Annotated in this window: 11 protein-coding genes; 7 read left to right on the top strand and 4 right to left on the bottom strand. The window is 57.9% G+C overall.

All coding sequences use genetic code 11. The features are described from left to right. Positions 1-10: 10 nt before the first annotated feature. The 5 genes from ABIB44_RS03055 to ABIB44_RS03035 all read left to right on the top strand — a co-directional run bounded on the left by ABIB44_RS03055 (position 11) and on the right by ABIB44_RS03035 (position 5,407). Positions 11-1,309, top strand: a complete 1,299-nt coding sequence (locus ABIB44_RS03055) for a DUF2851 family protein (RefSeq protein WP_354583149.1) — start codon at positions 11-13, stop codon at positions 1,307-1,309. Continuing rightward, positions 1,310-2,671, top strand: a complete 1,362-nt coding sequence (locus ABIB44_RS03050; protein ID WP_354583148.1) for a hypothetical protein — start codon at positions 1,310-1,312, stop codon at positions 2,669-2,671. It begins immediately after the preceding gene. Between the two features lie 73 nt (positions 2,672-2,744). Further along, a complete protein-coding gene (locus ABIB44_RS03045; protein ID WP_354583147.1) occupies positions 2,745-3,377 on the top strand; it encodes a NeuD/PglB/VioB family sugar acetyltransferase in 633 nt (210 codons plus the stop codon). 98 nt (positions 3,378-3,475) lie between these two features. Beyond that, a complete protein-coding gene (gene trhO, locus ABIB44_RS03040; protein ID WP_354583146.1) occupies positions 3,476-4,420 on the top strand; it encodes an oxygen-dependent tRNA uridine(34) hydroxylase TrhO in 945 nt (314 codons plus the stop codon). Between the two features lie 105 nt (positions 4,421-4,525). Continuing rightward, on the top strand, positions 4,526-5,407 hold the full coding sequence (locus ABIB44_RS03035; RefSeq protein WP_354583145.1) for a nucleoside phosphorylase: 882 nt from the start codon (positions 4,526-4,528) through the stop codon (positions 5,405-5,407). A gap of 133 nt (positions 5,408-5,540) precedes the next feature. Here ABIB44_RS03035 and ABIB44_RS03030 read toward each other — a convergent pair whose 3' ends face one another. Then, complete coding sequence (locus ABIB44_RS03030) at positions 5,541-5,843, bottom strand: hypothetical protein (protein WP_354583144.1); 303 nt, start codon at positions 5,841-5,843, stop codon at positions 5,541-5,543. A gap of 156 nt (positions 5,844-5,999) precedes the next feature. Further along, positions 6,000-7,016 carry an acyl-CoA reductase gene (locus ABIB44_RS03025; RefSeq protein ID WP_354583143.1) on the bottom strand — a complete coding sequence of 339 codons (1,017 nt, stop codon included), beginning with the start codon at positions 7,014-7,016 and terminating at the stop codon, positions 6,000-6,002. Between the two features lie 198 nt (positions 7,017-7,214). Between ABIB44_RS03025 and ABIB44_RS03020 the strand changes: the two genes are divergently transcribed. Beyond that, a complete protein-coding gene (locus tag ABIB44_RS03020) occupies positions 7,215-7,565 on the top strand; it encodes a 4Fe-4S dicluster domain-containing protein (RefSeq protein WP_354583142.1) in 351 nt (116 codons plus the stop codon). A gap of 75 nt (positions 7,566-7,640) precedes the next feature. Here ABIB44_RS03020 and ABIB44_RS03015 read toward each other — a convergent pair whose 3' ends face one another. Together ABIB44_RS03015 and ABIB44_RS03010 are read right to left on the bottom strand one after the other, a co-directional pair. Further along, on the bottom strand, positions 7,641-8,849 hold the full coding sequence (locus ABIB44_RS03015; RefSeq protein WP_354583141.1) for an N-acetyl sugar amidotransferase: 1,209 nt from the start codon (positions 8,847-8,849) through the stop codon (positions 7,641-7,643). Between the two features lie 116 nt (positions 8,850-8,965). Further along, entirely contained in the window at positions 8,966-9,802 is an 837-nt protein-coding gene (locus ABIB44_RS03010; protein WP_354583140.1) for a carbon-nitrogen hydrolase family protein, read from the bottom strand. A 450-nt stretch (positions 9,803-10,252) separates the two neighbouring features. Between ABIB44_RS03010 and ABIB44_RS03005 the strand changes: the two genes are divergently transcribed. Then, complete coding sequence (locus ABIB44_RS03005; protein WP_354583139.1) at positions 10,253-12,883, top strand: valine--tRNA ligase; 2,631 nt, start codon at positions 10,253-10,255, stop codon at positions 12,881-12,883. Positions 12,884-12,938: the final 55 nt, after the last annotated feature.

Raw genomic sequence — 12,938 nt, 5'->3', positions numbered from 1 at the left:
CATTTGTCCCATGCGCGAAGATTTCTACCATTACGTCTGGCAGCACCAGTATTTTGATAAGGCCGACCTGCGCACGGTGGCCGGCGAGGAAATCCAGGTGCTGAAGCCCGGCCACCGCAACGCTGATGCCGGCCCCGATTTCCTGAACGCACGCCTGCGCCTTGGCGATGTAGAGTGGAATGGGGCGGTTGAAATTCACCTCCGCGCCTCCGATTGGAGCCGCCACCAACACCAGACCGACCCCAAGTACGACCAGGTTATTTTGCACGTAGTGGGCCAGCACGATGCCGACGTAGCCCGTACCAATGGCAGCCTGATTCCCGCCCTGGCCCTGCAAGCGAGGCTCGCTCCCGAACTGCTGGCCCGTTACCAGGCATTAGTAGATGCGCCGGCCGCCGCGCCCTTGCCGTGTGCCCCACTGCTGAAGCTGGTGCCCGAAATAACGCGTACGATGATGGCTGAGCGGGCCCTGATGGAGCGGGTCGAGCGCAAGGCCGACGACGTACTAGCCCTGCATCAGCATCTGGGGCAGGATTGGGAAGCCACCGCCTACCATGCGCTGATGGCCGCTTTCGGCTTTCAGAAAAATAGTGAGCCACTGGCGCGCCTAGCCAAAGCCCTGCCGCTGGCCGTGTTGCGCCGCCACCGCCACAACCAGCGCCAGCTCGAAGCATTGCTATTCGGGCAGGCTGGTTTCCTGATTGAAAATGAAGAGACCGCCGCTGATGATTACATCCGCGACCTGCGGCAGGAATACGAGTTTCTCCGCCACAAGTACACGCTAGCGGATGCGGCGCTGGCCGTGCACGAGTGGAACTACTTGCGGCTGCGGCCGGCTAATTTCCCGCCCGTGCGGCTCGGGCAGCTGGCCGGCCTGCTGCATGCCCGCCCGGCCTTGTTCGATGCCCTGCTCACGGCCTGTAGCGTGGCTGCGCTGAAAGCGTTTTTTCAGGTGCCTGCGCCGGAGTACTGGCGCACGCATTTCCGGCCCGGGCGAGTGGGCAAAGTACCCGGGCTGGGCAAAGGCAGCATCGACTTGCTCATCACCAATGTGGTGGTGCCGCTACGCGTGGCCTATGCCCGCCATGTAGGCCAACCGGAGCTCGTCGAAAGCACGGTGGCCTTGCTCAGCGAACTGCCCGCCGAGCACAACCAATACACCGATATGTACGAAGCGCTGGGCTTTACCCACCGCACGGCCGCCGATTCGCAGGGCCTGCTGGCGCTGCATAAGTCTTTTTGCGCCCCGCGCCGCTGTTTGCACTGCGCCATCGGCAGCCACTTGGTGCAGCAACCTCGCCATAGCTAGATGAGAATATTACTTGCAGTTATTATTAATTTAAGCTTACTGGCCTGGTTGCTGCCGTGGCTGCGGCGGCAGTGGCAGTGGGCCGCAACCGGCCCGTGGCGCGCGGTGCTGGTACTGGGTTTTGGCCTGCGGGTAGGAATGGGGTTAGCCCGATACTGGTCGCATCAACTCGACGCCAGAGGCATGAGCTCTGTTAGCGACGCGATTACCAATGACATTCTTTGGACTGACCCTGCGCACGCATGGCGTATGCTTACGGGGGCAGTGACGGTAATTCCGACGGGCACCTACGATGCAGTATTCCAGAATACGTCGAATACCTGGTTTTTAATTAAAATGCTGGTTATACTCAACTTGGGTTCCCTTACCATGGGTTGGCTTAACACACTTTACCTAAGCTTATTCGCCTTCGTGGGCTGCTGGATACTGGTGCGTAAGCTGGCCCAAGTGCTACCCAATACCCCCGCCGGGGCGGGAGTAATAGGTTTTTTGATGTGGCCCTCGATTTTTTTCTGGGCTACAGGAATCAGTAAGGAAGCCGTATTGCTCGGTAGTGGGGCCTGGCTGACGGCCCGGGTGGTGGGCCGGCTCTATGATGCTGCCGATGACCCGCTTAGCGAAGGCGCTAGCCCATTTCTGTGGTGGTTGGGAACAGCGGCGCTGGCATTTATGCATTTTCAAATGCGCTATTTTTTTGCTGCTCCTCTCCTCGGGGTGCTGGGCGGGATGGCGCTGGGCCACTGGTTAAATCAACACCGCCTCACCCGCGCCCGCTGGGTGCAGGCAGTAGTGATGGCTACCGTGCTAGGAGCAGTGGCTTGGGTGGCTCCCCAGCTAAGCGTGGCTTTTAGGATGAATAAATTTACGAATCAAGTGGTGCGGGTGTACACTTTTGAGGTGTCCCATACGGAGGGGCAGCCGCATTTCGAATACCCTAACCTGCGGCCCACTATCGAAAGTATTGCCGCCTACGCCCCGCTGGCCGTGGTCAACGCGTTGACCAGGCCGTGGCTCGGCGAATCGAAAAAGCCGCTTTACCTGGCGGCTGGGCTTGAGAACGCGGCGGTGTTGGCGCTCATGGCCCTGGCTGCGTTGGCTGCCTTACGCGGCCGTATTGGCAACATGCCCTTCGCCTTATGCCTGGCACTGGGCTTATTTTGTTTAATTCTGACCTTTCTCATCGGCCTCACAACACCGAACCTGGGTTCGCTCAACCGCTACCGAAGTGAGATACTGCCATTTTTGCTGCTGCTGCTGCTACAAAATGAGTATGCCGCAAAGCTATTAAGCTACCTGAAACTGGGCAGAGGTAACGAAACCAGGTTGGTGCCGCCTGAAACGCCCTCCCGGCCTGCGGCGTAACTTTGCCAGGGGTTTACCCAACGCCGCGAGTCCTTTTTCAGGGCACGGACGCGAAATTGACAAAGTAACTATCATGGAAAATCCTGTTATCATTCTCGGTGCTCAAACGGTGGGTACCGCTGCCCTCGATGCCTTTCTCTCCAATGATGTGGTGGTGTACTGCCTACTCGACGACGACCAGAAGCTCCAGGGTACCGAGCTGCTCGACGTGCCCGTAATGGGCAATACCGACGATGGCGAGCTGCTGAAGCTGCTGGGCAAAAAGTGTGAAGTATTCGTGGCAACCGACGATACCGCCAGCCGCCGCAGCCTTACCCAGATGCTACGCACGGAGTACGAAGCCGTACCCGTGAACGCCATCCACGAACGTTCCAGCGTTTCCATCCATGCCACGCTGGGCCACGGCAACTACGTCGGCCCCAATGCCGTGGTAGCGGCCACGGCCACGCTCGGCAATGGTTGCCTGGTTGGCCCCAACGCCGTCGTCGAAGCCCGCGCTACCGTGGGCGATTACGCCCAGCTCGGCAGCGGAGCCCTGCTCGGGACCGATGTGCAGGTTGGCGAGCAGGCCTTTGTGGGCGCGGGTGCCGTTGTGGTAGCCGGCGTCAAAATCGGCGACAAGGCCCGTATCGGGGCCGGCTCGGTAGTGGTAGCCGATGTGCCGAATGGCCAAACGGTATTCGGCAATCCGGCAGTGAAAGTATAAGGCGAATTAAAAATTAAAAATTATGAATTAAAAATTGGTTATCATCCAAACGCGAGCCCCCAATTCATGATTTTTAATTCATAATTTTTAATTAAAAAATGTATCAGGTACTTCTTTATTACTGCTACAGCCCCATTGCCGACCCCGACGCATTTCGCGACGAGCACCACCGCCTGTGCCTAGCGCTCGACTTGCGCGGCCGCATCATCGTGGCCGCCGAGGGGCTAAACGGCACGGTATCAGGCACGCGTGAAAGCTGCGCCACTTACATGGCTGCCCTCAAAGCCGACCCGCGCTTCGCCACGCTGGAGTTTAAGGTGGATGAGGTTGAAAGCCATACCTTTCAGAAGCTGCATGTTCGTGTAAAGCCCGAAATCGTGCACAGCAGCCTGCGCCATGTGCGGCCCCACGAAAAAACCGGCCAGCACCTTTCGCCTGCTGAATTTAAGGCCCTGAAGGACCGCGACGATGTGGTGATAGTGGATGTGCGCTCCGACTACGAGTACAACCTCGGCCAGTTCAAAAATGCCGTTACGCTGGATATGGAGAATTTTCGCGATTTCCCTGACCGCATCGAGCGACTCAAGGAATTTAAGGATAAGAAAATCCTAACTTACTGCACCGGCGGCGTAAAGTGCGAAAAAGCCAGCGCCTTTCTCTTGGAGCAGGGCTTCGAAAACGTATATCAGCTGCACGGCGGAATCATCAAGTACGGTATCGAAGCCGGGGGGGAAGATTTCGACGGCCAGTGCTACGTGTTCGACAACCGCGTGGCCGTGGACGTGAACCGCGTGAACCCCACCGTAATTTCGCGCTGCCAGCATTGCCAGCAGCCCAGCGCCCGCCTCATCAACTGCGCCAACCCGCACTGCAATGCCCACCTGCCCCTTTGTGAGGCTTGCGGTAGCAGCTTGCAAGGGGCCTGTTCCGAAGCCTGTGCTACCCACCCCGACAAGCGCGACTATGATGGCACGGGCTGCTATCCCAAGCTCAGCAACCACTATAACCCGGCCCAGGGCCTGGCCTCCTACGCAAAGGCTTGACGAGGAAGGAAGAACGAGCAATGAAGAGTCCGAATGGTGCCGGTTTCTCCTCTGCTTGCTCTCCCCTGCAATTCCTCATTCTTCATTCCTCATTTCTTGTTCAATATGATTCCCTCCTCCGAGCTCATCCTAAATCCCGACGGCAGCATATACCATCTTAATCTGCTGCCCGACCATATTTCTGATACCATCCTCACGGTGGGCGACCCTGCCCGGGTGGCGCAGGTGAGCCGGCACTTTGATTCAATTGAGTTTGAAACGACGCACCGCGAGTTCGTTACGCACGTGGGCTACTACCGTGGCAAGCGCCTCACGGTGCTGAGCACGGGCATGGGTACCGACAACATCGACATCGTGATGAATGAGCTTGATGCGCTCGTTAACATCGATTTCATGGCCCGCGAAGTCCGCCCGGCCGAGGAGCGGTTGAGCTTGCGCATTATCCGCATCGGTACCAGCGGCAGCCTGCAGGCTGACGTACCCGTGGGCACGCTACTGGCCACCGAGCACGCCGTGGGCCTCGATAGCCTCATGCAGTTTTACCCGCTAATGGAAACCGGGCTCGAAACTGAAATTGCCACCGAAATACAACAAACGCTGGCCTTGCCCTTCGCGCCCTACATCGTGCGCGGCTCCGACCTGCTGCGCGAGCAGGTGGCCGTGGGCATGGCCGTGGGTAATACGCTCACCTGCCCCGGCTTCTATGGTCCGCAGGGCCGCCGCCTGCGCCTCGACCTTCGCCAGCCCGACTATATTGCCCGTCTCCAGAATTTCCGCCATCAAAGTGCCGAGGGGGAATTCCGCCTCAGCAACTTCGAGATGGAAACGGCGGGTTACTACGCGCTGGGCCGCTTGCTGGGCCATGAAGTTTTGTCGTTGAACGCCATTGTGGCCAACCGTGCCACTGGCGAGTTTGCTGAAAATGCCGGCGCTATTGTCGATGCCCTGATTGAGCGTACCCTGCAGCAACTTATTGCTATCAACTAAACCAGCACTGCGCGGCTTCTAACCGAAAAAGCCGGACTGCCAAGTGGCGGTCCGGCTTTTTGCTAATTAGCTACCGAAAAAATATTATACTGGAAAAATGATAGAGAAAATCAACGGGATGGACGCGGATATTTTAGTAAAAGTCGAAACCCACTACGGCGCGGATAGGTAAGCTGGTACCCGACTTAAGCGTCAGGTGCTCGTTGGAAGTAGCCCAGACCGTGGTATACACCCGGTGGGAATTTCCGTCGGCCGTTTTGAAGTAGATATCCAGTTTGCCCTGATAATTATTGCCCAGCATGGTGGCCCGATTCGCGTCGTGCTGACGCTGGCGGCGCTGTTCGGCCGAATCCAATACATCTTCGGAGGAGAAATTGAGGTAGGGTAAGTATTCCTTTTCAACCGTGTCCGTGAGTTCCAACTGAGCAGTAGTCATGACGAAAGGGGAATGGGTGGGATTGAAGAATGAGCCAGCGAATTCGGTTGTTTCCAAATTGCTGCTGAAAGGTAGTATAACCAATAGCGGATGGGTCGTTTTATCGGTAGAGTGCAAAAAGGACTCGGCCAGCGCCAGCTTCTGAACGGTGAAGGGCTAACCTGCCTCGGTGGCCAGAAACTCCATCGTATCCACGCCATCGGCAAAATCGGCTATGCCCGGTTCCTGCGCGCGGCCAAAGGGCACGCTACCAGCAAATCTGCCCCCGGCAGATACCAGGCACTGCGTTTGGGCTGCTACATCGGTGAGCTGGTCTGTCAGGTCTATTTCCGACCCGTATTCGGTATAGTGCAGCACCGATATGGGCGAAACTAGCGCCTTACTGCGGGTCAGAAGCAAAAAACCAGTATCATAATGATGCACGCCATTTACCAGCAAAATGCTTTTGTTGTAGTCGTAATTATTCTGGTATTTGTGATGGTTGAGTACTTCCTCAGCAATCTGTAGGGCATCAAGCAAAGGAATAAAATCGTAGCCTTCGGGCACGTAAAGTTTGCTCACGTTGCGGCAGCCCAGGCCATAGTATTGAAAAATATCGGGAGCCAGCAGCGCTAGCTCTGAGCTGGTTTCAAGGCCGGTGAGCATGGCCACGCTGGTGCGGTTGCGCCGGATGAGATGGGGCCGCTTGCCGAAGTAGTATTCAAAATACCGGGCCGTGTTGTCGGAGCCGGTCGCGATGAAAGCATCGGCCGCATTCAGGCGCGGCACCACGCGGATGGCTTCGGCGAAGCGCGGCTCCACCGTCAGCAGCTCATCAATCAGCCAGCTCATCAGGGCCGTATCGTCGGCGCTGAGCTTGGCCAGCAGGATATGACCACTCAGCAGCACGCACAACAGGTCGTGAAAACCCACTAGGGGGATGTTGCCGGCCATTACCACGCCAATTTGGTGCACGGTGCGGGGCTCGGGCGGGTAGCGGGCCGCCCACTGGCGCAGGGGCGCTTCGGCCAGCAAGTGGGCAATACCGGCCACGGCGGCCCGCACGTTGGGCAGGTCGAACCAGGCGTTCTGGTTGCGGGCGCGGGCGGCCTGGGCGGCCAGCTCATCGGTAGTCAGGTGGGCGAGGCGGTGGCCTAGGGCCACGAAAGCGGCTAGGCGTTCAGAATGATTCATGCTAAAAAAAGGAGGCGATGGGTGCCAGCCAGGAGCCAGCGGGCTATTTGCCAGCAAAATTGGCTGAAACCGTGCGAACCCCGTCGTTGTTGGTTAATTTTGCGGGGCCGAAATACGGCGGGCGGCTCCGGTTTTACGTAAAGCCCGCCCGAAAAGCTTTGGTTTTTTCTTCCATTACTCTCTGACCCCCGACGCCCCATGGCCATCATGATAACCGACGAGTGCATCAACTGTGGTGCCTGCGAGCCGGAATGCCCCAACAATGCCATCTATGAAGGTGGTGCCCAATGGCGCTGGGCCGATGGCACGTCGCTGAAAGACGCTGCGCTGCCCAATGGCACGGTAGAGCCGGGCACGCTGCCCCACACGCCGGTTTCGGATGAGTATTACTACATCGTATCGGATAAATGCACCGAGTGCGTCGGATTTCATGAGGAACCCCAGTGCGCGGCCGTGTGCCCCGTCGATTGCTGCGTGGACGACCCCGACCACCGCGAAACCCGCGAGCGGCTGCTCGAGAAAAAAGAGTGGCTGCACCTCGCGGCTTAAGCACGATTTAATGTCGCAGAAAGGGCCGCATCCTTCAGGATGCGGCCCTTTCTGCGGTTTAATGAGTACCTGAAATCAGGTGCCGCAGTTAAAGAATTTATCGTAAGCTGATTCTGGAATGAGGTTGAGCCGGCTCATTAGCCAAATGGGCCCGCGCAATAGGCGCAGCACGGCGTAGCTGTTGGGGTAGTCGTGGAATGTTTTGGGCGCTGTGGCCACGAGCGTGTCGAACTCGGCGCGCGTGAGTCCTAAACGCTTGATGCACAAAGCAATTACGGCCTCATCCTCGATTGGGTTGATGTGCGAGACCCGCTCAAGCGCTACTTCGCGGCTCATCTGGCCCGAACGCACCAGGGCCGAGTAGTTGAACAAACGCCGGTCGATATTGAACTTGACCCGGTTGAGGTAATAGATGAGGCTCTGGTAGAGGTCGTCAAAATAATGAGCCCCGGGGTTTTGCCAGCCCAGTTCGCGCTCGATTATTTCGTCGACTTCGCTACGCACATAATCGAGGTGATAAAGTAGCGTTACGGTCCTGATACGGCGTATGAAAGCGTAGTAGAACATCTCCTTCAGGCCGAGGTTAAAGCCGGGGTCGGTGGGCTGCCAGGGGCGTAGCGGCACGGTGCCAAACTGCCGATGCACGGCGCGCAGGTAGTGTCCATCCAGAAAATTCCAGCTCAGGGGGGCAATTCCTTCGGTCCGAAACGACTGGCCGATAACTACGTGCCGGATATTTTCTTTGGCCGCTACGCCATAAAGTGCCGTGGCAATGCCCAGGTCGGTCCCTTCTTCCATATCGGGCACCGAAGCTTTGAGGAACGCAATTTTGAGGTCTTTCGACTCGCGCCAGTCGGAAGTGATGGTGCGCAGCTCTACGCCCAGGCGCTGGCAGGTGCGCACCATATTCTCACCGGCCACCGGGTTGCCAAAACCGTCGTTGAAATGAACGGCTAGGGGCCGCAGTTTCAGTTGTGTGACGCAATACCACAAGGCATAAGTGCTGTCGCGGCCGCCGCTCACGCCGATTACGCAGTCGTAGCGACGGTTGCGGCCAGCCCGGCGCATGGTCTGAGTATGCCGCTGCACGGTGCGCAGGCCGGCTTCGCCCAGCGGGAATGCGGTTTCCATGCGGTCGTGAACCGCGCAAAAGGAGCAAATGCCATGCGCATCGAAGCGAATGCCGGGTGCCATGGTGTCCATAATGCAGCGGCGGCACTGCTGGTACGCCGGGTCCATTTCAGTGGTGGCGCGGGTTGCGGCAGGGAGTACGAGAGATGGCAAAGGCAGCGGGTTTATGAAAAGTAGCGTGGCCTACTGTCGGGCACGCAGCGTCAGATGAGAGAATAGTATTTGGAAATAGGTAAGGAGTAGCCAGGTAGGGCCAGCGGAAATAGAGGTTAGGGCAACTGGTCGAAACGGTAGCCTTTGCGCTCGAGTAGGAGACCGATGTCGGTTCCGCATTCGGGCCGGTGGGGGCGGTTGAGGGTCGCCACCACGAGCTGGCTGGCAAACTCATTAAACGTGCCTTGGGCCTGCACGCCGTGGGCATCGACGGCCAGCGAGCAGCCCACGCTTTTTTTGCCTTCGTAAGGCCCGCCCACTATGTAGCCCACCGATGTGGTGCTGACCACTACTACGTTGTAAAGCTGGGCCAGGATTGAAAACGGCTTGAGCCATTTTTCCCGGTAGGGGTCGTGCTCTTCGGTGATGGAATAATCGACGGTCCAGGAAGCCGGGGCAATAATGAATTCGGCCCCCATGCGAGCGAGCGTGTGGCCGATAGGCAGGGCATCGAGGTAATTATCGGCGCAGATATTAACCCCTATTTTGCCCAGCGGGGTATCCACCACATTAAGCGTCTGGCCCACGGCGTAGAAAGGTTGCTCAACATCCAACAAGTTGATTTTGTGGTACTTGAGAATGATATGACCCTGCGGGTCGATAAGAATGGCCGCGTTAAAGTTGCGGCCATCAGCCGCCTGTTCGGTCAGGCCGGCGCAAACGTAGAGCCCGTGTTGGGCTGCTGCCGCGCAGAGGATGTCGCTGAATGGGCCCGGAATGGGTTGGGCTTCGTAGAGGGCACTGGGATGCGTCCAGGCAAAGTCTAAGGTTTCGGGCAGCAGCACCAGGTCGCATTTCTCGGCGGCGGCCTGCGCGATAAGGTCGGTGGCGCGGGCCAGGTTGCGAGCGGGCTCACCGCCCTCAACAAGTAGCTGGCCGAGGCCGATGCGCATCGTTCCCACTGGTGGGGGGACAACTGGCTGAGCTACCGGCGGTAGAGGCGCGGGCTTCCGAAAAGAAAAGAGCGTAGCCATCGGCAAACAACGGGATATCGGGTGCGAACACTCGGAAGGTACAAACAGAACGTTAGACTTTCATACCGCAGATTAGTTGCGATTTTTACGGGTAAAATGGCTCTCCTTAATAAAGTGATATCAGCTCAGAAGGCTATTCCCGCTTAATCACCCTAATTAATTTATAATCAAAAATATAAGAAATTTACCAAGGATTTCAGTGCAATAGGAGGGCATCGAAAATCTGGGGGATTGCAGAGGTGAATTTTGTGTGAAGTTGACCCTTGCCAGCGGCCGCATGTGCTGGTAGCGGGGCCGGCTGGGTTGAGTACTGGCTGCCCCGTTGCTTATGCCTATTTTTGCGCAGTCTGCACTCTGCAATTCCTCTTTATGTCGCTCGCCACCACTTACTCGCCCACCGATGTTGAAGCCAAATGGTATCAACGCTGGCAGGAGCAGGGCTTTTTCAAAGCCAAACCCAACCCAAAAAAGAAGCCTTACACCGTCGTAATTCCACCACCGAACGTGACGGGCGTGCTCCACATGGGGCATATGCTGAACAATACGATTCAGGACGTGCTGGTGCGCCGCGCCCGCATGCAGGGCAAGGAAGCCTGCTGGGTGCCCGGCACCGACCACGCCAGCATTGCCACCGAAGCCAAAGTAGTGGCCTTACTGAAAGAGCAAGGCATCAATAAAACGGACCTTACCCGTGAGGAATTTCTCTCCCATGCTTTTGCCTGGAAGGATAAGTACGGCGGCATCATTCTGGAGCAGCTCAAGCAGCTCGGTGCCTCGTGCGACTGGGACCGCACCCGCTTCACGATGGAGCCCGACCTGACCGATGCCGTACTGCGTGTATTTGTCGACCTCTACAATAAGGGGCTGATTTACCGCGGCGTGCGCATGGTGAACTGGGACCCTGAGGGCCGCACCGCCATCTCCGACGAGGAGGTGATTGCCAAGGACGTGCAGGCCAAGATGTACTACCTGAACTACGCCGTAGTAGGGCAGGAGGGCCAGTTTCTGACCGTGGCCACCTCGCGCCCCGAAACGATTATGGCCGACGTGGCCGTGGCCGTGAACCCCAATGACCCGCGCTACGCTCATCTGGCCGGGGCGCAGGTGCGCATCCCGCTGCTGGGCCGCGAAATCCCGGTGATTTTTGACGAGTACGTGTCGGTCGATTTTGGTACCGGCGCGCTGAAAGTGACGCCCGCCCACGACCTGAATGACTACGAGCTGGGCGTGAAGCACAACCTGCCGGTCATCGATATATTGGCGGATAACGGCACGCTGAACGAGAAGGCCATTCTCTACGTGGGGCAGGACCGGTTTGCCGCGCGTAAGCAGATTGCCAAGGATTTGCAGGATGCCGGTCTGCTCGTAAAAATCGAGGAATACGCCAGCATCGTGCAGACTTCGGAGCGTACTAAAGCCGTGATTGAGCCCAAGCTCAGCCTGCAGTGGTTCATGAAAATGGAGCACATGGCCAAGCCCGCGCTCGACGCCGTGGAAAACGACACGGTGCGCCTGCACCCGCCCAAGTTCAAGAACATGTACCGGGCCTGGATGGAGAACGTGCGCGACTGGTGCATCTCGCGCCAACTCTGGTGGGGACAGCAGATTCCGGCCTACTACTTGCCCGATGGCTCGTTCGTGGTCGCTCTCACCGCCGAGGACGCCCTGCAGCAAGCTATTGCCCAGACCGGCAAGGCCGATATGCAAATCAGCGACCTGCGCCAGGACGAGGACGTACTCGATACCTGGTTTTCGTCGTGGCTGTGGCCGATTTCGGTTTTCGACGGCTTCAAAGACCCCGACAACGCCGACATCAACTATTTCTACCCCACCAACGACCTGGTGACGGGGCCCGACATCCTCTTCTTTTGGGTGGCCCGCATGATTATGGCCGGCATCGAATACCGTCAGGAAGTGCCGTTCAAAAACGTGTATCTCACTGGTATCGTGCGCGACGCGCAGGGCCGCAAAATGAGCAAGCAGCTCGGCAACTCACCCGACCCGCTCGACCTCATTGCCCAGTACGGGGCTGATGGCGTGCGCACCGGCATGCTGTTCTCGGCTCCGGCCGGCAACGACCTGCTCTACGACGTGAAGCTGGTTGAACAGGGCCGTAACTTCTCCAACAAGCTCTGGAATGCCTTCCGCCTCGTGAAAGGCTGGGAGGCTGATGCCTCGCTGCCCTTCGTGAATGAAAAGGCGGTTACCTGGTTCAACGCCCGGTTGCAGGCCGCCATCGTGGAAATGGACGACCATTTTGAGAAGTTCCGGATGTCGGATGCGCTCATGACCATCTACAAGCTGGTGTGGGACGATTTCTGCGCCCTGTACCTGGAAATGGTGAAGCCCGCCTACCAGCATCCCATCGATGCCGAAAGCCTACGCCATACCACCGCCTATTTCGAAACGCTGCTCAAGCTGCTACACCCCTTCATGCCCTTCATCACCGAAGAACTGTGGCATGAGCTGGCCGAACGCGGCCCCCGCGATTACGTGACCGTGGCTCCCTGGCCCCGCGCCACCGCTCCCGCCAACAGCGCCGAAACCCTGGCCAATATGGAAAAGGCGCTGGCTATCGTGGCCGGTATTCGGGCCGTGCGCAACCAGAAAAACCTCGGCCCCAACAAGCCCCTGACGCTAGTAGCCAAAACCGACGAGCCGCAACTGGTAACCAATTACGACGGCATCATCCGCAAGCTGGGCAACATCTCAGAGGTGACCTTCGCTGATGCCGGCCCCACCGCCTCGGTGAGCTTCGTGCTCGGGGTCGGCGAGTTCTTCATCCCGCTCGAAGGCCACATCGACATGGCCGCCGAGCGTGCCCGTCTCGAAAAAGAGTTGGAATACGCCCAGGGCTTCCGCGATTCAGTGCAGAAAAAACTCGGCAACGAGAAGTTTGCGCAGAACGCCAAGCCCGAAGTGCTGGAAAAAGAACGCCAGAAACTGGCCGATGCCGAGGCAAAAATCGCGGCTTTGGAGCAGGCCCTCAAAGGCTTGTAGTCGCACATTAGTTCCAATACATTAAAAAGCCGCTTTCTGCTAGCAGAAAGCGGCT

Origin of the sequence: Hymenobacter sp. UYCo722, from assembly GCF_040547115.1 — a bacterium.
In the GTDB taxonomy this organism is placed as follows: Bacteria; Bacteroidota; Bacteroidia; order Cytophagales; family Hymenobacteraceae; genus Hymenobacter.
Note: the sequence above shows the minus strand (reverse complement) of the source record. Positions and strands in the feature narration are given on the sequence as shown.